This is a genomic window from Arsenophonus apicola, from assembly GCF_020268605.1.
Classification (GTDB): Bacteria; Pseudomonadota; Gammaproteobacteria; order Enterobacterales; family Enterobacteriaceae; genus Arsenophonus; species Arsenophonus apicola.
The window spans coordinates 2,930,574-2,952,010 of sequence record NZ_CP084222.1 but is presented as its reverse complement, the minus strand read 5'-3'; the positions used below and the strand labels follow the sequence as shown (position 1 = coordinate 2,952,010).

Annotated in this window: 24 protein-coding genes; 13 read left to right on the top strand and 11 right to left on the bottom strand. The window is 38.6% G+C overall.

The annotated features are described in order from the left end of the window. Positions 1–31 precede the first annotated feature (31 nt). The 5 genes from yhdP to LDL57_RS13955 are packed head-to-tail and all read left to right on the top strand — an operon-like array spanning position 32 to position 6,934. Complete coding sequence (gene yhdP / locus LDL57_RS13975; protein ID WP_180559388.1) at positions 32–3,853, top strand: AsmA2 domain-containing protein YhdP; 3,822 nt, start codon at positions 32–34, stop codon at positions 3,851–3,853. Next, the gene (locus LDL57_RS13970; protein WP_180559389.1) at positions 3,843–4,700 is read left to right on the top strand and encodes a carbon-nitrogen hydrolase family protein; all 858 of its coding nucleotides are present in this window, start codon (positions 3,843–3,845) and stop codon (positions 4,698–4,700) included. Before yhdP ends, LDL57_RS13970 begins: the two co-directional genes overlap by 11 nt. Positions 4,701–4,715: 15 nt before the next feature. Further along, complete coding sequence (gene tldD / locus LDL57_RS13965) at positions 4,716–6,161, top strand: metalloprotease TldD (protein WP_180559390.1); 1,446 nt, start codon at positions 4,716–4,718, stop codon at positions 6,159–6,161. A 20-nt stretch (positions 6,162–6,181) separates the two neighbouring features. Next, a complete protein-coding gene (locus tag LDL57_RS13960; RefSeq protein WP_180559391.1) occupies positions 6,182–6,643 on the top strand; it encodes a ribonuclease domain-containing protein in 462 nt (153 codons plus the stop codon). Then, a complete protein-coding gene (locus LDL57_RS13955; protein WP_225506170.1) occupies positions 6,644–6,934 on the top strand; it encodes a barstar family protein in 291 nt (96 codons plus the stop codon). It abuts the gene before it with no gap. Here the strand turns inward: LDL57_RS13955 and yjgA are convergent. Next, a complete protein-coding gene (gene yjgA, locus LDL57_RS13950) occupies positions 6,931–7,470 on the bottom strand; it encodes a ribosome biogenesis factor YjgA (RefSeq protein WP_180559392.1) in 540 nt (179 codons plus the stop codon). The genes LDL57_RS13955 and yjgA overlap by 4 nt on opposite strands. A 182-nt stretch (positions 7,471–7,652) precedes the next feature. On the opposite strand from yjgA, the gene pmbA reads away from it, so the two are divergent. Further along, positions 7,653–8,993, top strand: a complete 1,341-nt coding sequence (gene pmbA, locus LDL57_RS13945; RefSeq protein WP_225506168.1) for a metalloprotease PmbA — start codon at positions 7,653–7,655, stop codon at positions 8,991–8,993. Positions 8,994–9,292: 299 nt separating this feature from the next. On the opposite strand, the gene npr is transcribed toward pmbA, so the two are convergent. From npr to kdsD, 10 genes are all read right to left on the bottom strand, one after another. Beyond that, positions 9,293–9,565, bottom strand: a complete 273-nt coding sequence (gene npr, locus LDL57_RS13940; RefSeq protein WP_180559394.1) for a PTS phosphocarrier protein NPr — start codon at positions 9,563–9,565, stop codon at positions 9,293–9,295. Then, entirely contained in the window at positions 9,562–10,416 is an 855-nt protein-coding gene (gene rapZ / locus LDL57_RS13935) for an RNase adapter RapZ (RefSeq protein ID WP_180559395.1), read from the bottom strand. The genes npr and rapZ overlap by 4 nt, the downstream gene beginning before the upstream one ends. A 67-nt stretch (positions 10,417–10,483) precedes the next feature. Beyond that, positions 10,484–10,951 (bottom strand): PTS IIA-like nitrogen regulatory protein PtsN, encoded by a 468-nt coding sequence (gene ptsN, locus LDL57_RS13930; RefSeq protein WP_180559396.1) that lies wholly within the window; start codon positions 10,949–10,951, stop codon positions 10,484–10,486. A gap of 119 nt (positions 10,952–11,070) precedes the next feature. After that, the gene (gene hpf, locus LDL57_RS13925) at positions 11,071–11,358 is read right to left on the bottom strand and encodes a ribosome hibernation promoting factor (RefSeq protein ID WP_180559397.1); all 288 of its coding nucleotides are present in this window, start codon (positions 11,356–11,358) and stop codon (positions 11,071–11,073) included. 22 nt (positions 11,359–11,380) lie between these two features. After that, on the bottom strand, positions 11,381–12,820 hold the full coding sequence (rpoN, locus tag LDL57_RS13920) for an RNA polymerase factor sigma-54 (protein ID WP_180559398.1): 1,440 nt from the start codon (positions 12,818–12,820) through the stop codon (positions 11,381–11,383). A 62-nt stretch (positions 12,821–12,882) separates the two neighbouring features. Then, on the bottom strand, positions 12,883–13,608 hold the full coding sequence (lptB, locus tag LDL57_RS13915; protein WP_180559399.1) for an LPS export ABC transporter ATP-binding protein: 726 nt from the start codon (positions 13,606–13,608) through the stop codon (positions 12,883–12,885). A 5-nt stretch (positions 13,609–13,613) separates the two neighbouring features. After that, the gene (lptA, locus tag LDL57_RS13910) at positions 13,614–14,168 is read right to left on the bottom strand and encodes a lipopolysaccharide ABC transporter substrate-binding protein LptA (protein WP_225506165.1); all 555 of its coding nucleotides are present in this window, start codon (positions 14,166–14,168) and stop codon (positions 13,614–13,616) included. A gap of 1 nt (position 14,169) precedes the next feature. After that, entirely contained in the window at positions 14,170–14,760 is a 591-nt protein-coding gene (gene lptC / locus LDL57_RS13905) for an LPS export ABC transporter periplasmic protein LptC (protein WP_180559401.1), read from the bottom strand. Positions 14,761–14,776: 16 nt separating this feature from the next. After that, positions 14,777–15,340, bottom strand: coding sequence for a 3-deoxy-manno-octulosonate-8-phosphatase KdsC (gene kdsC / locus LDL57_RS13900; RefSeq protein ID WP_180559402.1), 564 nt, complete (start codon positions 15,338–15,340; stop codon positions 14,777–14,779). A 16-nt stretch (positions 15,341–15,356) separates the two neighbouring features. Further along, positions 15,357–16,325 (bottom strand): arabinose-5-phosphate isomerase KdsD, encoded by a 969-nt coding sequence (gene kdsD, locus LDL57_RS13895; protein WP_180559403.1) that lies wholly within the window; start codon positions 16,323–16,325, stop codon positions 15,357–15,359. Between the two features lie 305 nt (positions 16,326–16,630). On the opposite strand from kdsD, the gene mlaF reads away from it, so the two are divergent. From mlaF to murA, 7 genes are all read left to right on the top strand, one after another. Beyond that, entirely contained in the window at positions 16,631–17,434 is an 804-nt protein-coding gene (gene mlaF / locus LDL57_RS13890; RefSeq protein WP_180559404.1) for a phospholipid ABC transporter ATP-binding protein MlaF, read from the top strand. Between the two features lie 7 nt (positions 17,435–17,441). Beyond that, positions 17,442–18,224: a lipid asymmetry maintenance ABC transporter permease subunit MlaE gene (gene mlaE, locus LDL57_RS13885; protein WP_180559534.1), complete on the top strand. Its 783-nt coding sequence runs from the start codon at positions 17,442–17,444 to the stop codon at positions 18,222–18,224. 3 nt (positions 18,225–18,227) lie between these two features. Beyond that, a complete protein-coding gene (gene mlaD, locus LDL57_RS13880) occupies positions 18,228–18,761 on the top strand; it encodes an outer membrane lipid asymmetry maintenance protein MlaD (protein ID WP_180559405.1) in 534 nt (177 codons plus the stop codon). Positions 18,762–18,796: 35 nt separating this feature from the next. Beyond that, complete coding sequence (mlaC, locus tag LDL57_RS13875) at positions 18,797–19,429, top strand: phospholipid-binding protein MlaC (protein WP_180559406.1); 633 nt, start codon at positions 18,797–18,799, stop codon at positions 19,427–19,429. Beyond that, positions 19,426–19,710: a lipid asymmetry maintenance protein MlaB gene (gene mlaB / locus LDL57_RS13870; protein WP_225506160.1), complete on the top strand. Its 285-nt coding sequence runs from the start codon at positions 19,426–19,428 to the stop codon at positions 19,708–19,710. The genes mlaC and mlaB overlap by 4 nt, the downstream gene beginning before the upstream one ends. 147 nt (positions 19,711–19,857) lie before the next feature. Next, on the top strand, positions 19,858–20,112 hold the full coding sequence (ibaG, locus tag LDL57_RS13865) for a BolA family iron metabolism protein IbaG (protein ID WP_180559408.1): 255 nt from the start codon (positions 19,858–19,860) through the stop codon (positions 20,110–20,112). Between the two features lie 51 nt (positions 20,113–20,163). Beyond that, positions 20,164–21,429 carry a UDP-N-acetylglucosamine 1-carboxyvinyltransferase gene (gene murA / locus LDL57_RS13860; RefSeq protein WP_180559409.1) on the top strand — a complete coding sequence of 422 codons (1,266 nt, stop codon included), beginning with the start codon at positions 20,164–20,166 and terminating at the stop codon, positions 21,427–21,429. Positions 21,430–21,437: the final 8 nt, after the last annotated feature.

Below are 21,437 nucleotides of genomic sequence, written 5' to 3'. Positions count from 1 at the left end.
TTGTAGTAACTTCTTTTGGAAGGAGAGATGGGTGAAGCGACTACCTAAGGTATTGGTAGCCATAAGCACAGTAATAGTACTTATTATGGCGTTAGCCATTATTGGATTGCGTCTTTTTCTTCCTCAAATTAATGAATATCGAAATCAACTTGAAGGACAAATTCAAACGCTAACGGGAATACCGTTTAAAATAGGTCATATTGAAGGTGAATGGGTCTCTTTTGGGCCGGTATTAACGATTTCTGATGTCAGTGTCACCACTGAGAAAGTAAATATCAAGGTAAAGAAAGTAAAGTTTTCATTTGATATATGGCGTTCACTATTTTCTTTACATCTACGTTTTCGCGATATTATTTTCTATCAATTAAATGCAGATTGTTATAAACCACTAGAATTTGTCAGTGAAGGTGATTTTAGTCATTTTGATTTAGATGCCTTAGATGAACTGTTTTTAAAGCAATTTGATTATTTTACGCTAAAAGAAAGTCGAATCACTTTTTTAACGCCATCAGCAGAAAAAAGAACATTAAAGATCCCGGAGCTAACCTGGTTAAATCAAAATGAATATCATCGAGCACAAGGATTTGTCAATCTTGATAGTGTGCAACAGCAGCAAGATCAGGATGCCATTCAAATTAAACTCAACCTTCGTAATAAAAATGGTGTCATTAATGAAGGAACGGTTTACTTACAGGCAGATAATGTTAATTTGCGCCCTTGGTTAAGTCGTTGGTTACGGGATAGTACTGGATTACAGAATGCAGTGTTTAGTCTTTCTAGCTGGATTACGATCAAAGATAGCCGTATCGAAGGGGGGCAACTACAGCTACATCAGGGACAGGCAAATTGGCAGGTTGATGAACAAGAGCATCAGTTGACTGTTGATGATTTATTGCTGACCCTGCATCGCCAAGAAAATGGTTGGTTATTTAATATTCCACAGTTACAACAATTAAAAACCGATCAACAACAATGGCTTGAAGGCCAAATTTCTCTACTCTATTTACCCCAATCAACAGCAGATGAAAATCTTTGGCGTATACGGGTTAATAATATTCAATTAGAACGATTAAGATCTATTTTGCCTATTTTCTCTTTTTTCACGCCTGAATTTATCAGTGATTGGCAAAAACGTCAGCCAAAAGGTCAACTCATCGCACTTGCATTGGATATTACTCCTGATAAGCCAGAAAAGGCGTTAATTGATGTAACTTGGCAAGATATTAGCTGGATACGTTGGAAAGATTTGCCTTCAGTTAGCCATTTTAGTGGTTCATTACGCGGGAGTCAGCAAGGAGGGGTATTTTCATTTAACTTAAATAACAGTTTTATTGAATATGCGCCGATGTTTAAAGCACCATTAGAAATTTCTACCGGACAGGGAACAATTTCTTGGTCAGAAGAAGACAATTCACGCCAGATTTGGAGTGAGAATTTGCAGTTGCAAGCAAAATCACTATCGACAACCGGTGATTTTCGTTATCTAGCAATAAAAGATCAGCCACCGATATTAAGTATTTTGCTTGGCGCGCAATTGACCGATGCGGGTGAAGCATGGCGTTATTTTCCCGCAACCTTAATGGGCAAAGATTTAACTGATTATCTAACAAAAGCAATTATTGCCGGCCATGTTGACGCTGCCACTATGATTTTTCATGGTGATCCGGCTGATTTTCCTTTTAAAAAGAATAACGGGCAATTTCAAGTTTTTGTGCCACTACGAAACGCAACTTTTAAATATCAACCTGATTGGCCGACAATTTTTGATTTAGATATCGATCTTAATTTTGAACGTAATGGACTTTGGATGTCGGCGCCTAGTGTGAAATTAGGGGATGCTACAGCGTTGGATCTTAGCGCAAGTATTGCTGATTATAGTCAGTCGAAATTATCAATAAAATCAAATGTTAGCGGCGATGGAAAAGCGATCCGTAATTATTTTAACCACAGCCCAATGGAGGGTTCGATTGGTAAGGCATTAGATGCAGTGAAAATAGGCGGTAATATTAATGGTAAATTGGTGCTTAATATTCCGTTGGAGGAGAATAGTGGCAGTGTGATTGCCAGTGGTCAAGTTGATCTTAATAATAATGATGTCGATATCACAGCTATTGATAGTCAGTTGAAACAATTAACAGGACGTTTTTATTTTCTTAATGGTGATTTGAAAAGTGAAAAATTGCAAGCTCAATGGTTTGGTCAACCAATAAATTTAACATTTAATACCACCGATCAGCGACAGAATTACCAGATTATTGTTAATGTTGACGGTAATTGGCAAGCTAAAAAAATAGCTATTTTGCCTAAATCGATTACACGTTACTTGGCGGGTAGCACAGCCTGGCAAGGACAGGTTAATATTCAATTGCCCAATCAGTTAAAGCAAAATCCTACCTTATCCATTGCTCTTAATAGTAAATTAGGCCAGCTTGGCAGCCAACTTCCTGGTCTGGATTCTCAGCAACTAAGGCAATTAGCTGATATGCAAATTCGTGCTAGTGGTAATACCCGGCAATTGCAAATTTATGGCGATGTTGGTCAGCAAATTAGCTTTAATACTGAATGGCAATTTACTGACAAGCAAGTCCGTTTACTAAAAGGTGCTATTCAGCCTTACATACCCAAACGGGTTGTTCTGCCGAACAGCTCGTTAATTATGATCAATTTACCTGAAATTAGTGATCCAAAATGGTTTTCATGGTTGGCTTTATTTTCTTCACTAAACTTAGCGCCACAAAATTATGGTAAATCATTTGTGCTACCGGATATTGCTATTGTTAACTTACCAAAGATCACTTTTGCTAAACAGCAATGGGATAATATGGTATTTACCATTAATAAAACGGCGGAATTGACGAAAATTGTTGCACAGAGTGATATGTTAAAGGGAAGCTTAACTATTCCGAAGCAAGGTAACTGGCAAGCTAGGATCAACTATCTTTATTTCAATCCAGAAATTTCATCCCAACAGCAAGATGACGTGGCAACAAATAACATTGCGCAAAGATATGATATTTCTGCTTGGCCCAATATGGATATTTATTGCTCGGAATGCTGGGTTGCCGGCTATAAACTTGGTGAGCTTAAAGCGCAAATTATCCGGAATAGACAAACACTTATTTTAAAAGAGGGATCGTTAATAAATAGTGCCACTAATTTGAAAATCTCTGGTATATGGTATGCAGATCAACAGAACAGTACCAGCATAAGAGGGATATTAAAAGGTAACCGATTTGATGATCTGGCTGCTTATTACGGCATACAAGTGCCTATTAAACAGGCACCCTTTAAAATTGATTTTGATTTAAATTGGGCAACAGTGCCATGGCAACTGGATGTTAATAGTTTGAATGGTAATCTGAGTTTTAATTTGACTAAGGGAGCAATTGCTCAGATGGGTGGTGGTGGTGCAGGTCAGTTGTTACGTTTTGTTAGTTTCGACGCACTGCTGCGTAAATTGCAACTGGATTTTAGTGATACTTTTAGTAATGACTTTGCGTTCGATTCCATTCGTGGCAGAGCCAATATAAAAAATGGCATCTTAAATACCGATGATTTTTCTATTGATGGTTTAATGGCTGATATTGCAATACATGGCAAAATTAATTTAGTCCGTCGTGATATGAATTTAGAAGCTATCATTACCCCTGAAATTTCAGCCACGGTAGGTGTTGCGACGGCGTTTGCGGTTAATCCACTAGCAGGTGCAGCTGTGTTTGCCGCCACTAGAGTATTGGGGCCATTATGGAGTAAAATATCGGTTATTCGTTATCGAATTACCGGTAGTCTGGAACAACCAAAAATTGATGAAACTTTGCGTCAATTGAAGGAGAATCAACAGGATGACAAGTGACAATATTGCACTATTACAATTGTGTAGTGGTAAAAATACTAAACATAACCTTGCGCAGATAGAGCAACAGATTAAACAATTGCCGAATAGTGTAAAAGTGGTTTTAACACCGGAAAATGCACTGTTGTTTAGTGATAATATCAGTTACCGTAATTTTGCTGAATTACAGGGTAAAGGTCCTTTACAAAGCGCAATTGCTGAAATGGCTCGCCAATATCAAGTATGGATATTGGTAGGCTCTATGCCACTAATTAGTCGAGAAGATCCTGAACTTATAACGAGTAGTAGTCTGTTATTTGATGAAAATGGTGAAATTCGCGCTCGTTATGACAAAATTCACATGTTTGATGTGAATATTATTGATGATGAACAGGGTATTTATAATGAATCTTCAATTTATCAACGAGGTGAACATATTACAGTCGTTGATACGCCGGTTGGCCGTTTAGGACTGACGATTTGTTATGATTTACGTTTTCCCAGCCTATTTCAGGCATTAAGAAAGCAAGGGGCGGATCTTATTGCTGTGCCCGCTGCTTTTACTCGTTTAACTGGTGAAGCACACTGGGAGACACTTTTAAAAGCCCGTGCAATTGAAAATCAATGTATTATTTTAGCGCCTGCACAAATAGGTGTACATGGTCAACGTCGTACTTGGGGTCACTCAATGGTGGTTGATAGCTGGGGTAATATTGTGCAAGAAAATGCAGATGCAGTGAGTGCATTAACCCTTAATATTGATAAAGCGAGAGAAAGGCTAATCGGTGTCCGTGAGCAGATGAAAGTCGTAAAACATAATCGCTTCTGTACCAGTTTGATGCCATTGATTGAACATGAAACGAAATAGAAAGAGTAAATAAATATGAGTTTAACCTCTGTTAGTGAATATTTGCTAACATCAAACGATCTTAATCATCAACATTTGCAAGATATTTTAGCATCACTTGCAGAGCGACATTTAGATTATGCCGATCTCTATTTTCAGTCGAGTTGTCATGAAGCATGGGGATTGGAAGACGGTATTATAAAAAGAGGATCCTACAATATTGATCAGGGTGTAGGTATTCGCGCTATTCGTGATGATAAAACCGGGTTTGCTTATGCTGATCAGATCACTTTACAGGCATTACAGCAAAGCGCTAATGCAGCACGAAGCATTGTAAATCAAGGTGGACAAGGCAAAGTATCTCTAATTAATCAGGTCGATTTTAAACATTTATACTCTGCGATTGATCCTCTGCAAACAATGAGTCCTGAAGAGAAAATAGCCTTGCTGCGGCGTGTTGATCAAATTGCTAGAGCCGAAGATCCTCGCGTGCAAGAGGTTGATGTAACGCTATCTGCCGTTTATGAACATATTCTTATCGTTGCAACAGATGGCACTTTGGCGGCTGATATTCGCCCACTAGTACGTTTATCTGTCAGTGTGCTAGTCGAACATGATGGCAAGCGTGAGCGTGCGGCTAGTGGCGGCGGTGGTCGTTATGGTTACCAGTATTTTCTTGAAACAGTTCAGGGTGAGGCTCGGGCGGAATATTATGCCCGCGAGGCTGTACGCATAGCATTGGTTAATCTTGCTGCAATTGCTGCGCCAGCAGGAACAATGCCTGTGGTGCTAGGTGCTGGCTGGCCAGGTGTCTTACTACACGAGGCAGTCGGCCATGGTCTTGAAGGCGATTTTAATCGTCGTGGAACATCCATCTTTAGTGGCAAAATCGGTCAACAAGTTGCTTCACCACTTTGTACCGTAGTTGATGATGCGACGCTAGTCGGGCGTAGAGGATCTTTAGCCATTGATGATGAGGGGGTGCCAGGTCAATATAATGTTTTGATTGAAAATGGTATTTTAAAAGGTTATATGCAAGACAAAATGAATGCACGTTTGATGGGGGTTTTGCCAACTGGCAATGGTCGCCGTGAATCTTATGCGCATTTGCCGATGCCTCGGATGACAAATACCTATATGTTAGCGGGACAGTCAACTCCTGAAGAGATAATAGCCAGTGTAGAGCGTGGAATTTATGCACCTAATTTTGCTGGTGGACAAGTTGATATTACCTCAGGCAAATTTGTGTTTTCCACTGCGGAAGCCTATTTGATCGAAAAAGGGAAGATCACGCAGCCGATAAAAGGAGCAACATTAATCGGTGCGGGGAAAGAAGCAATGCAGCAGATTTCCATGGTTGGCAACGATCTCAAACTTGATAGTGGGATAGGTGTTTGTGGCAAAGAAGGGCAAAGTATTCCTGTTGGTGTTGGCCAACCAACATTAAAGCTCGATAGTATGACGGTTGGTGGAACAACATAATAAAATTTTTGGATTATTGGATGAATAAAAAAATTGTTATCTCGGTAATATTAGCCATATTAATAGGGGCAGGTGTTTACTTTAAATGGAATAGTCTGCAGCAGGCAAAAGTTATCGGCCAAGCGGAAAGGCCAACAGCTGTGCACAATATTGACCAGTTAACAGCACAGCAAAATGTGGTTAATTATCTACGGCAATATCATAGATTACCTGACTTTTATATTACGAAAAGAAAAGCGCAACAAAATGGCTGGAGCCCAAGAGAAGGTAATTTATGTCAGGTTGTGCCGGGTAAAGCGATTGGTGGCGATAGATACAATAATCGAGAAAAATTACTACCTTTTGCGCCAGATCGCCAATGGTATGAAGCTGATATCAATTATCACTGTGGTCATCGAGGTAGTGATCGACTGCTTTACTCATCAGATGGATTGATTTATGTAACTTTAGATCATTATAAAACCTTTTCAAGAGTGAATTAAATGATGCATTGTGTTGAGTTTGATTTTCGTGAAATAGACAATCTGGCTGATTTCTATCAAAAAGCGATATTGGTTTTTGAATTGCCAAAATGGTTTGGCCAAAATTTGGATGCCCTGTGGGATGTGTTGACTGGGGAAATTGCTTTACCGGTAGAGGTTATTTTTTCTCATATAAATCAACATCAGTTAACAAAATTTGCTGAAGTAATAACGGTTTTTAGAGAAGCGGAACACACATTGGGAGGGCAATTAATATTTCATTGCCGAGCCTCCCAGTCTGATCCAGTCTAGGCGCTTTCAGATAGTGTTTTTAGGTACTGAAAGAGTTGGCGATAAGCTTTAGCCGGTTTATTTGTCTCTCTTTCTTTTTTGCAATTACGAATTAATGTACGTAGCTGTTGACGATCGGCTAAGGGAAATAAACCTATTACATCTTCAATCGCATTATCGCTATTTTCTAGTAATTGATTACGTAAAGCCTCAAGCTTATGTAATATAGCGATTTGTTGATTGTGCCGATTTTTCAGCTTATCCAACGCATCATAAATAGGTTGAGGATCTTGCGCTCTGAGTAATTTACCAATAAATTGTAACTGGCGTCGTCGTCCTTCACGCTTAATTTTTTGCGCTAATTCAACGGCTGCTAGTAGTTCATCATCAAGGGGGATTCGTTCTAGTTCATGTTTACTAAGTTCAACCAGTTCAGCTCCCAGCTTTTTTAGCGCTTCGGCATCACGCTTGATTTCGCTTTTACTGACCCAGATGATTTCATCCTTATCGATATTATCGGCGTTATCATCGAACCAGTTATTGGGCTGTTTTGCCATCGCGGCTTTCCTCTTAGTAAAACGCAGAATTATTTTATTTTAGAATAATCTGTCGTCTGGTATGTTAACATCTTATCTCTATTGTAACTGGGAAAATAGATTTAATGCTATAGAGGATTTATTTTCTGCTGCAGATAGGTATTGGTTGAGTTGATTTTATTTTCTATATTTGGATGATATCAATGAGTTTGACTGAACAGGTTTTATTACAACGTAAACAATTAGAAGAAACAGTTGCATATGCATTATCTTACGCTACAGCCCATTGTGATGCAGCTGAAGTGGCTATTAATAAATCAACAGGTATCAGTGTAAGTACCCGTTTTGGTGAAACTGAAAATATTGAGTTTAATAGTGATGGTGCGCTCGGCATCACGGTTTATCATAAGCGACGTAAAGGCAGCGCGTCATCGACTAACTTACATCCGGAAGCCATTAAGCGTACGGTGCAAGCCGCTATTGATATTGCCCAGTATACTTCAGAAGACCCCTTTGCTGGTTTAGCAGACGCTGAACTTTTGGCTTATCAATCGCCTGATTTAAAACTCTTTTATCCCTTTGATATTGATACCGAAAAGGCAATCAAATTGGCAAGTGAAGCGGAAATATCTGCTTTAAATGCGGATAAGAGGATTAAAAATACCGAAGGAGGAAGCTTTAATAGTCATTATGGTATCAGAGTGTTTGGTAATACTCACGGAATGTTACAGAGCTATTGCTCCAGCCGCCATTCAATGTCAAGTTGTGTGATTGCGCAGGAGAATGATGGGATGGAGCGAGATTATGCTTATACCATTGCCCGCCGCTTAGAGGATTTACAATCACCGCAATGGGTTGGACAGGAGGCCGCTCGCCGAACTGTAGCCCGGCTTTCGCCGCGTAAATTATCAACGATGAAAACACCGGTCATTTTTGCTGCTGAGGTCGCAACTGGTTTGTTTGCTCACCTGGTTGGTGCGATTAGTGGTACCAGTATTTATCGAAGATCCTCTTTTTTATTAGACAACCTGGGTAAGCAAATTTTTCCTGCTTGGTTAACCATTCAAGAAAATCCTCATCAAATTGGGGGGCTTGCGTCATCTCCTTTTGATAGTGAAGGAGTTAATACCACTCAACGTAATATTATTGAGCAAGGAATATTACAAACTTGGTTATTGACCACTTATTCAGCACGTAAGCTTAGCTTGCAGAGTACTGGTCATGCTGGTGGTATCCATAATTGGCATATTGCCGGCCAAGGATTAGATTTTGCTGCTTTATTAAAAGAAATGGGGACAGGATTGGTTGTCACTGAATTGATGGGGCAGGGAGTGAGTATGGTAACGGGGGATTATTCTCGAGGAGCGGCCGGATTTTGGGTCGAAAACGGAGTAATACAATATCCTGTCAATGAAATTACTATTGCCGGTAATTTAAAACAGATGTGGGCTAATATTGTAACAATAGCCAACGATATCGAAACGCGTAGTAATATTCAATGTGGTTCGGTTTTATTGTCAGAAATGCATGTAGCTGGGCAGTAAACCAATTATTGCTAATAAATTGCTAATGAAGAATGCGAAAATGGGCAAAAACTAGCCGATTAAGGTAACGTGCATCTTATCGCAACAGCCAACATTGGCCGCACGATAGAGACAGCTATTTTGTTGCCGTTAGCTCACTAGCATTTAAGTTGTGGCAAAATGACATTAGCTGCAATTTGCCTCAACGTTTTAATATTAGCTTTTTAAGAAATGGAGTTAGCTGATAGAGCTTAACAGTAATGAAAGGTGATTTTGCTGACGAATAATGTCGATATCATGACATTTCGATAGAAAATTGATTAGTCATCTTCAAGTTTGTGCTGAAAAAGTTGAATAATTGCTGCCAATGCCTGTTCTTCATCTGGACCCGTTACTTCAAGATCGATATAACTACCTTGCTCTGAATCTAGCATCAACATCGCTATGACACTATCTGCTTGAGCTTCAATATTATGGCAGTTACGCAAGAGTACCGTAGATTCAAACTGTTGGATCAGTTCACAAAGCATTATTGCTGGCCTGGCATGCATACCCTGCTGGTTTTTTATAATAATGCGATGATAAACGGTCATGATTTTCTTTTTTCCAACGTTCGATGACGCGACTGAACATTTTTTCCTCTTGAACGAAAATAATCAGCCAATTGTTCGGCAACATAAACTGAACGGTGTTTACCTCCGGTACAACCGATAGCAATCGTCAAATAGCTACGATTGTTCGATTCTAACATGGGTAACCATAATTCAAGATAACTACGTGTTTGATAAATAAAATTATGCACTTCTGTATGTCGGTCAAGAAAGGCGGCAACAGGACGATCGAGACCTGTCATAGGACGTAATTTGGGATCCCAGTGTGGATTAGGTAAAAAACGTACATCAAAGACATAATCTGCATCGATCGGAATACCATGTTTGAAGCCAAAGGATTCGAATACCATAGTCAATTCACGTTCTCGCTTACCTAATAAACGAGCTCTTAGCATTTCAGCCAGTTCATGCACTGACATTTCAGAGGTATCGATGACTAAATCAGCTCGTGAACGCAAGGGTTCTAATAAATCATTTTCCTCATCAATCGCATTTTCTAATGATAACTTTTTGCTGGAGAGTGGGTGTAGCCGGCGTGTATCGCTATATCTTCGGATCAGAGTGTTACGATCTGCATCAAGAAAAAGTAATTGCGGGGAAAAATTAGCCGGTAGATTTTTTAACGCTTTTTCGAAAATTGCCGGATCGGCAGGCATATTACGAACATCAATACTCACAGCAGCTGAAGTTTGTCGTTCAGCCAGTGTATTGGCTAATTCTGGTAGTAAAATAACGGGCAGATTATCAACACAATAAAAACCCATATCCTCCAGTGCTCGTAGAGCAACAGATTTACCTGAACCAGAGCGGCCACTGACTATCATCAGCACCATGAGTAATACTCCTTAAGTTTGTTCACAATAAAAAATCATTATTTTTGGCATAGATTTTTTAAAACCGTTATTCAGTAATGATTTGATAGAGTTCTTCATTACTTTGCGCAGCCCTTAAACGACGACATAAGTTTTTGTCAGCCAACCGTTTGGCAATTAAAGAGAGCGTATGTAAATGGGTTTTACATTGCTCTGAAGGTACTAATAATGCAAACAGCAAATCAACAGACTGATTATCAATAGCATCAAAAGCAATAGGTTCATCCAAATGAAGAAATACACCCACTGCGTCGGATGAATTACTGTCATTTAATTTGCCATGAGGTATTGCAATACCCCCACCAATACCGGTTGTGCCGACTTTTTCACGGGTTAGTAAAGAGTCAAAAACAATATTTTCAGGCACATTTAGTTCAATAGCAGCAACTTCACTGATAATCTCTAGTGCTCGTTTTTTACTCGTACAATGTACATTATTTAGTGTACATGATGGTGTTAATACCGAGCTTAATGATAATTTTTTTTCACTATTCATTGGATTTATTCACTTTGGGCAATTATACCAGATATCCATAATCAATATCTGGTATGAACGATACTAGCATCAATAATCTATATTTAGTGTCATATGCCCTTGTTGTTTAATAACACAAATTAATGTTGTTTCAATTTTTCTTTATATTTAGTAAGCTGGCGTGCCATTTTTTCTACCATGGCATCAATAGCAGCATACATATCATCTTCTTGAGCAGAAGCATGGAGTTCCGCTCCATTCACTTTCGCCGTTGCTTCAGCAATTTGATTAAATTTCTGTACTTTTAAAATTACATGAAGACCATTGATATGGTCAAAGTATTGTTCGAATTTTGAACATTTTTCTTCAACGGTTTGGCGTAATGCTTCGGTAATTTTAATATTTTGTCCAGTAATTTGAAATTCCATAGTATCTTCCTTCTCAGTTAATTCAAATCAGTTTTTTACGCTGATTAGAGGGTGGAATGGATAGAGACTCTCGATATTTAGCAACTGTACGACGAGCAATTTGAATACCCTGTTCTGCTAGTATGCTCGTTAATTTATTATCACTCAAGGGTTTTACAGGGTTCTCTGCCGCAATGAGTTTTTTTACTAGCGCGCGTATAGCAATAGAAGACGCTTCTCCTCCTGTATCAGTGTTAACATGGCTAGAAAAAAAGTATTTCAGTTCAAAAATACCTCTTGGGCTATAAAGGTATTTTTGTGATGTAACACGGGAAATCGTCGATTCGTGCATATCAACCTGATAAGCAATATCCGCTAGTACCATAGGTTTCATATGCTCTTCACCATATTCAAAAAATTCTTGCTGATTTTCAACAATACATTGGGCAACTTTTAATAAAGTTTCATTACGACTTTCTAAACTTTTTATTAACCATTTCGCCTCTTGTAAGTTGTTACGGATGAATTGGTTATCTTCTTCATTATTAGAGTATTTGCCTAGAGAAGCATAATGTTGATTGATTTTTAAGCGTGGAATGTTTTCAGTATTAAGGGCTACTTGCCAGTCATTATCTATTTTACGAACTAGAGCGTCTGGGACAATATATTGTGGTTCTTTAGTTTGAATGATTTGTCCAGGTTTAGGATCTAATCGTTGGATCATAGCGATAACTTCTTTCAAAGCCGTTTCTTTTAATTTAGTTTTCCGGCTAAGTTGCCGAAAATCACGATTGCCAAGTAATTCTAAATGGTCGTTAATTATTAGTTTAGCTTCTTTTAGAAAAGGAGTCTCGTTAGGTAACGCTGATAACTGAATAAGTAAGCAGTCTTGTAAATTTTTTGCTGCAACGCCAATCGGATCAAAGTGTTGGATCCGTTTTAATACAATTTCTACTTCTTCCAGGGTAATATCGCTTAGCGCTAAACCGGTATAAATATCTTCAATAGTGGTGCTAAAATAGCCGGAATCGTCGATAGCATCAATAATGGCGGTAGCAATTGCTGCATCTATTTCAGTAAAGGGGGTTAACGATGCTTGCCAGGATAAATAATCTTGCAATGTTTGTAACGTTTCCCCTTGGTAGAGGGTAAAATCATTGTCGCTAAAATTATTGGTTAGCTTTGAATGACTATCTGAAATATAAATTTCTTCCCAGTTAGTATCTAAAGGCAATTCGTTAGGCATCTCATTTTGTTCAATTGCTTCAAAACTATCTAGTGCCGCTGGCTCGTTATCATTGATATCTGATGTTTCGATTTCTTGGTAGAGGTCATCTTGTTCAAGTAAAGGATTGGTTTCAAGTGCTTGCTGAATTTCTTGTTGAAGTTCTAATGTTGAAAGTTGCAACAAACGAATAGCTTGTTGTAGCTGTGGTGTCATCGCCAACTGCTGACTGAGTCGGAGTTGCAAACTCTGTTTCATAAAATTGGCTTAACCTCTTGGGAATAACATAATAAAAAATTTACAACTTTAATGAGTCACGGTTAGAGGCGGAAACCTTCTCCCAAATAGACGCGTTTGACTTGCTCATTTTCTAAAATCGCTTTAGGGGTTCCATGAGCGATAAGATGACCTTGACTGACAATATAAGCGCGTTCACAAACATCTAATGTTTCTCTGACATTATGATCGGTTATTAACACGCCTAAACCATAATCTCTCAAGTGTTGGATTATTTTTTTTATATCTAATACGGAAATCGGATCAACACCAGCAAAAGGTTCATCTAAGAGAATAAATTTAGGATTAGCCGCCAATGCCCGTGCTATTTCCACTCGGCGGCGCTCCCCACCAGAAAGTGATTGACCGAGATTATTTCTTAAATGAGTAATACTAAATTCTTCCATCAATTCTTCGGCGCGTTGTTGTTTTTCTTCAGATGTTAAATCTTTACGAATTTCTAATACTGCCATCAGATTATCGTAAACATTTAGCCGACGAAATATTGAGGCTTCTTGTGGTAAATAGCCTATTCCTCTACGAGCCCGTTCATGCAGCGGTAGCAAACTGATATCTTCATCGTCAATAGTAATTTTTCCAATATCACGAGGAACGATACCAACTACCATATAAAAGGTTGTCGTTTTACCTGCACCGTTTGGCCCTAGTAAACCAACGATTTCACCTGAACTGACTTCTAGGCTAACATCTTCGACAACCTTACGGTTTTTGTATGTTTTTGCCAACTGTTTCGCAGTTAATTTAGCCATTTTTATTATTTACTCTTACTATCATTTGTGTTTTTCACACCAGGGCCTTTTTCTTGTAATTGGGAAGGTAACAATATGGTTGTTACTCGTTTCCCTTTATCGCTAAACGCTTCCATTTGTTGGGTTGGGACTAAATAGGTAATTTTGTCACCTTTAATATAACTATCTAGTTGTTCAAGATAAGCATTACCCGTTAAAATAACCAGCTCTTTTTCCATTTCATAACGCATTTTATCGCTGTGGCCTTTGATTGGTTTACCATCATCTTGTAATTGATAAAAGGTCGCTGGCGTACCATAGGCTTCGACAACCATTTTTTTAGCATCGCCGTTTGGACGAGTAACAACGACTTTATCAGCTCGAACATCTATAGAACCTTGTTTTATGACAACATTTTCTGTAAATGTAGTAATATTCTTTTCTAAATCAAGTGACTGTTTGACTGAATCAATCTGAATGGGTTGTTGAGAGTCACTTTTCAGCGCCATTGCTGGCAAGCTTAATATAAATATTGAGCTAGTAAGTGCTATATTAAGGAAAATCTTTTTTGCCAATATCATTTTAGTGGTTTCCTTCGGGAGCGGTCTGCTTATTTGGGATTTCGTAATAGGTCTTAACATCTTCAATTAACTCTGCGGTATGGGTTCGCATATTACCGCGCATTTTCATACCCACTGATCGTAAACCGATACCAATTACCGTGACTTTATCATTGGATGAAACATCCTGGGTAATTAGGTTAACGATGGCATTTTCTGTCAAAATTTTTTGTAAATCTGAAGTTGGATTTAAGCTATTTACTTGAACATTACCATATAAATAGAGCATGTTGTCATTTGTTAATTTAGCTTTATTGGCTCGTATGGCCCAAGTTGGGATACTCTTTGGGTCGTAGGTTGTTAATACTGGATTAATGAACCAAGTGATTTTATTGCTGGAAAAGTGGTGTGTCTCATCCGTTATCAACTTATAAGCCAATTTACCCATTGGATCATAGACATGGGTAACGGCATTGCCAGTTTGATAATTTGGTTGACTGTTATCAATCATAGCAGGCGTTTTTGATTGATTAAAATCAGCTAAGTTCCAGCCAATAAGTGCTAAAACAATCAGTGTTAATATAATGTTAAGACAAAACTTAAATTTGCTCATGTTGTTTCATTTTTGCCTATATTGATAAACCGTGGGCATTTTCTATCTTGTCTTGAGCAAGCAGGATAAGATCACATATTTCACGTACCGCACCTTTGCCTCCTGCTTGATATGTAACATAATGCGCTTTACTTAACAACATTGGATGCGCGTCAGCTACGGCAACCGAAAGCCCTATCTGGGACATGACAGGCCAGTCAATTAAATCATCACCAATATAAGCAATTTGTTGAGGTTGGAGTTTTAATCGGGTCATCAGGTCATTATAAGCTAAATTTTTTTCACTTTGCCCTTGGTAAAGATAATTGATACCGAGCGTTTTGGCACGATTTTCCAATAATTTGGCTTTTCGCCCGGTAATAATGGCAACTTCAATCGCTGAGGTTAGTAAACAACGAATACCGTAACCATCCTTTACATTGAATGCTTTTAGCTCTTCACCATTATTTCCCATATAAACTAAGCCATCTGTCATAACACCATCAACATCGCAAATGAGTAATTTTATCAGACGTGCTTTTTCAACAATATGCTGTTCTACTGGGCCATAACAAGTTGTTATTTTATTGTGATCATTCATGTATTATTTCCAATAATTATATGATGCCAGCTTGCAGAAGATCATGCAGATGAATAACACCCACAAGTTTATCTGCTTTTGCTACCAGTAATGAAGTAATATGGTGGTGTTGCATCAAATTTAAGGCGTCAATCGCTAGCATATCAGGTTTTACTCTAATACCCCCAGTTGTCATTACATCGGCAATTTTGGCATTATTTAAGTCAATATTCATTGCAAAGACACGTCGTAAGTCACCATCAGTGAAAATACCTTCAATCTGCATATCTTCGTTACAAATCACCACCATGCCAAGTTTTTTGTGCGTAATTTCCACTAATGCTTGCTGTAATGTTGCTTGTTTCGGGACATTAGGAATATTTTTCCCTGTGTGCATTAAGTCACTCACTCTTAATAAAAGTTTACGTCCTAATGTGCCACCGGGATGAGAGAGTGCAAAATCTTCAGCAGTAAAACCACGAGCTTCAAGTAAAGCGACAGCAATGGCATCTCCCATAACGAGCATCGCAGTTGTGCTTGTTGTTGGCGCTAGACCTAATGGGCAAGCTTCTTGTGGCACCTTGATACAAAGGTGAATATCTGCCGCTTTGCCCATGCTACTTGCAGGGTTTTTTGTCATGCAAATTAGCGCAATGTGTTGGCGTTTTAACACCGGAATGAGTGCTAATATTTCATTTGACTCACCGGAGTTAGAAATAGCTAGAACAATATCTTTACTGCTAATCATGCCTAAGTCACCATGACTAGCTTCTCCTGGATGGACAAAAAATGCAGGTGTTCCAGTACTGGCTAATGTGGCTGCAATTTTACGGCCAATATGGCCTGATTTTCCCATCCCCATAATTACCACTTTGCCAGCACATGTGAAAATCAGCTCACAAGCTTGGTTAAAATCATCATTAATATATTGCTCCAGATTGGCAAGTCCACTACGTTCAATTTCCAATACCTTTTTTGCTGTTTTTTGAAAATCAATTTCCGACATTTTTATTTACCAATTTGATATAAGTAATTTAATTATATGGGTTAATAGCTCTTTGGTAAGGCTGTTTTTTCATATCATTCGTTTTATATTACAGCCAACATTGTATTATCCGTACATCATATTATTAAAAAAATAGCATTTTTCACTATGATGACATTTGAGAATTTGTTTATTGTGACCATGTAATGAGCAAAAGTAAAATTGGCAATAATATTGATAGCGAATATATGGTAGTTTTTAGGTAATATGTTCCATACTGAGTAAATATACTTAAATGATAGTTAGACAGAAAGGCTATTATCGTCATGAAGAAGTCTGTAGATAATATCATAGAAATCAAAGATATGTCTTTTATTCGGGGTCAACGGCCGATTTTTACCGATATGAGCTTGACGATCCCCAGGGGAAAAATTACGGCAATTATGGGGCCATCAGGTATTGGAAAAACAACTTTGCTACGTTTGATTGGTGGACAATTACGGCCAGATAAGGGAGAAATTTGGTTTGATGGTGTTAATATTCCAACACTATCAAGCACAGAACTTTATGCCGCTCGAAAGAAAATGAGTATGTTGTTTCAGTCTGGTGCCTTGTTTACTGATATGAATGTTTTTGACAATGTTGCTTTTCCTTTACGTGAACATACTGTTTTAGCAGCAGAAATTATTCAAACAGTTGTTACGATGAAGCTAGAAGCTGTTGGACTCAGAGGCGCAGCCAATCTTATGCCAGCTGAATTATCAGGCGGTATGGCAAGACGAGCCGCGTTAGCACGGGCTATTGCCCTTGACCCACAATTAATTCTATTTGATGAGCCTTTTGTTGGGCAAGATCCGATAACCATGGGGGTTTTGGTTAAACTTATTGATGAACTTAATCAGGCATTAGGTATTACTTGCGTTATTGTTTCTCACGATGTACCAGAAGTGTTAAGTATAGCGGATAAAGCTTATATTGTTGCAGAGCAACATGTCATTGCTGAAGGTACAGCGAAAGAATTGCAACAAAATAAGGATGCGCGGGTTAGGCAATTTCTTGATGGTATAGCAGATGGTCCAGTACCATTTAAGTTTCCGGCAGGAAATTATGCAGCAGATTTATTAGGGTAATGGGATGATACTAATTGATACACTAGCAGCATTAGGCCGTCGTTCATTGGCTGTGGTGGCGACATTTGGCCGTGCAGGCTATTTGTTATTTCGGGCTTTATTTGGTAGACCTGAATTTGCAAAACAATGGCCATTATTAATAAAACAGCTCTACAATGTAGGAGTCTTATCTTTATTAATTATTGCTGTATCGGGATTATTCATTGGCATGGTACTTGGTTTACAAGGATATTTAGTCTTGACCATGTTTAGTGCTGAGTCCAGTCTTGGCATGATGGTAGCCCTTTCTTTATTAAGGGAATTAGGGCCGGTAGTGACAGCGCTTTTATTTGCTGGCAGAGCGGGTTCTGCATTAACAGCAGAAATAGGACTCATGAAAGCCACAGAGCAGCTCTCAAGTTTGGAAATGATGGCAGTTGATCCTCTACGCCGAGTGATTGCGCCGCGTTTTTGGGCTGGGCTAATTAGTATGCCATTACTGGCATTGATTTTTGTCGCAGTGGGCATATTAGGAGGTGCACTAGTTGGTGTCGATTGGAAAGGAATTGATGAGGGCTTTTTTTGGTCATCGATGCAATCTGCTATTGAGTGGAAAAAGGATATTCTCAACTGTTTTATTAAAAGTGTGGTATTTGCTTTTACGGTCAGTTGGATCGCTTTATTTAATGGTTATGATGCAATCCCAACATCGGAAGGGATCAGTCGCGCAACAACCAGAACTGTTGTACATTCGTCATTAGCTGTGTTGGGTTTAGATTTTGTGCTTACTGCACTGATGTTTGGGAATTAATTCATGCAAAGTAAGAAAAGTGAAATTCTAGTTGGACTATTTGTTTTGATTGCATTAGCTGCGATTGTCTTTTTGTGTTTAAAAGTTGCAGATATTAAATCATTTGGAAATCAACCGACTTATAAAGTTACAGCTTCTTTTACCAATGTAGGTGGATTGAAAGTCAATTCACCGGTAAAGATAGGTGGTGTTGTGGTTGGCCGAATAGTCGATATTATGTTGGATAAGAAAACTTATACTCCACGTGTTACCTTAGCGATTTTTAGTCAATATGACAATATTCCTGATACCAGCTCATTATCAATACTCACCGCTGGATTATTAGGTGAACAGTTTTTAGCACTGAATGTGGGTTTTTATGATCCAGATATGGGCGTTACCTTTCTTAAAGAAGGTGGACGCATTGAAGATACGAAATCGGCCATAATATTGGAAGATTTAATTGGGCAATTATTATATAGAAGTGGCGATCCTAATCGTTCAAATAGGGCAAGCTCAGTTTCCGGCAATAACGAAAAATCTTCCGCGACACCATAATGAATAATCTAATATGACGAGAAGGAACCTATTTTATGCTTAAACGTTTCTTAATAGTGGCTTTATTAGTGGTTGCTCCGTTTGCGATGGCGATAGATCAAACCAACCCATATAAACTGATGCAAGAAGCCGCCGCTAGAACTTTTACACGCTTAAAAAATGAGCAACCAATGATCCGGCAAAATCCAGATTACTTACGCAGGGTTGTTCGTGAAGAACTTATGCCTTATGTCCAAATTAAATATGCTGGCGCATTAGTCTTAGGATCTTATTATAGTAGTGCAACGCCTTCACAACGGGATGCTTATTTTCAAGCAATTGAAGCCTATTTGGAACAGGCTTATGGCCAGGCTTTGGCAATGTATCATGGTCAACAATATCAAATTGCGCCTGAACAACCACTAGGTGATAGGAATGTAGTTGCTATTCGGGTAACGATTACCGATCCACAGGGGCGACCTCCTGTGCGTCTTGATTTTCAATGGCGTAAAAACAGTAAAACAGGCTATTGGCAAGCTTATGATATGATTACTGAAGGCGTCAGTTTAATTACCACTAAACAAAATGAGTGGGCTAATATTTTACGTACCAAAGGTATTGACGGCTTGACGCAAGAATTGCTCAGTAGCGCAAAAAATCCGATCACCTTGGAAAATAAAAAATCATGAAACTTATATTAACCTGGGAGCAGAATGGTAATACGTTGATTTTAAATGGTGAGCTTGATCGTGATACTTTGCCTGCTTTTTGGCAACAGAGAAATCAGTTACTAAAAGGTATCAATGCAATTAATGTTTCCCAGTTATCTCATATCGATTCTACCGGACTTGCTATGTTTGTTAGGTTAAAGTCAGAACAGCGGTCAGAGAATAAATTGGTATTTGAAGGTATTAGTGAACGTTTTAATACGCTTATCAGGCTTTATAAACTTGAGAGTTTTATAAACTAATCAGGTTATAAATTTTAAAACTAGCTTATATATAAAGCAGTCGCTCTTGCGCATTTTTTATGCCAAGGGCGTTTGCTTGATTTGCAGTAGATAATAGATCGATTAGGATAGATACATTATCTTTTAATGTTAGAATTGAGTTTAATTATGGATACAAATGAAATAAAGCAAGTATTAATAGAACAATTGAAACTTGATGAAGTGATCGTCAATGGCGATGGTAGCCATTTTCAAATAATTGCTGTTGGTGAAATGTTTAATGGCATGAGTCGGATTAAGCAGCAGCAAGTGATTTATGCGCCGCTAATGGAATATATTGCAGATAATCGGATTCATGCATTATCAATTAAAGCTTATACCCCTGCAGAATGGACAAGAGATCGTAAGCTCAATGGTTTTTAAGACTATACTTCTGCATTAATAATATAAATATTACTCATAGAGAATTTCTTGATGGATAAGTTTCGATTAAAAGGACCAACTCGTTTGATGGGAGAGGTCTCGATTTCTGGTGCAAAAAATGCAGCACTACCGATATTGTTTGCATCATTATTGGCAGAAGAACCCGTTGAATTACAAAATGTGCCAAAGTTAAAAGATATTGATACAACAATTGAATTACTTAATCAGTTAGGTACCAAAGTTGAACGTAATGGTGCTATTTTTGTGGATGCACGTGGTATTAATAAATTTTGTGCTCCTTATGAATTAGTCAAGACGATGCGTGCATCTATTTGGGCTTTGGCACCATTAGTTGCTCGTTTCGGTCAAGGTCAGGTGTCTTTACCGGGAGGATGTGCGATTGGTGCACGTCCAGTAGATTTGCATATTGCTGGACTTGAGCAACTTGGCGCAAAAATTACTTTAGACGAAGGTTATGTTAAAGCCTCGGTTGAGGGTCGTTTGCAAGGCGCCAATATTGTTATGGATAAGGTTAGTGTTGGCGCCACTGTGTCTATAATGACGGCTGCAACCCTAGCAGAGGGAAAAACCGTCATTGAAAACGCCGCTCGTGAACCTGAAGTTGAAGACACAGCTAACTTTTTAAATTCATTGGGAGCAAAAATTACGGGTGCGGGCACCGACAGCATTATTATTGACAGTGTAGCGCGCTTAGGTGGTGGTATTTATCGAATTTTACCTGATCGCATTGAAACAGGAACTTTCCTTGTTGCCGCTGCTATCTCTGGTGGAAAAGTTATTTGCCGCAATACTAAACCGGCTACATTGGATGCAGTATTAGCTAAATTACGGGAAGCGGGGGCAGAGATTGAAATTGGTGAGGACTGGATCCAACTGGATATGCATGGTAAGCGACCAAAAGCAGTGACTATCAGAACAGAGCCGCATCCTGGCTTTCCAACAGATATGCAGGCGCAATTTAGCTTACTTAATTTGGTGGCTGAAGGTGTTAGTACAATAACGGAAACTATTTTTGAAAATCGTTTTATGCATATCCCAGAGTTGATCCGTATGGGAGCCCATGCGGAAATAGAAGGAAATACCGTTGTTTGTCATGGTGTTAAACAACTTATGGGTGCTCAAGTAATGGCTACGGATTTGCGGGCATCAGCTAGTTTAGTGCTGGCAGGCTGTGTCGCGAAAGGAAAAACAATTGTTGATCGGATTTATCATATCGATCGTGGATATGAAAGAATAGAAGAGAAACTACGTAGTTTAGGGGCAAATATAGAGCGTATTAGCGCAGATAAAAAATAACCCACTAT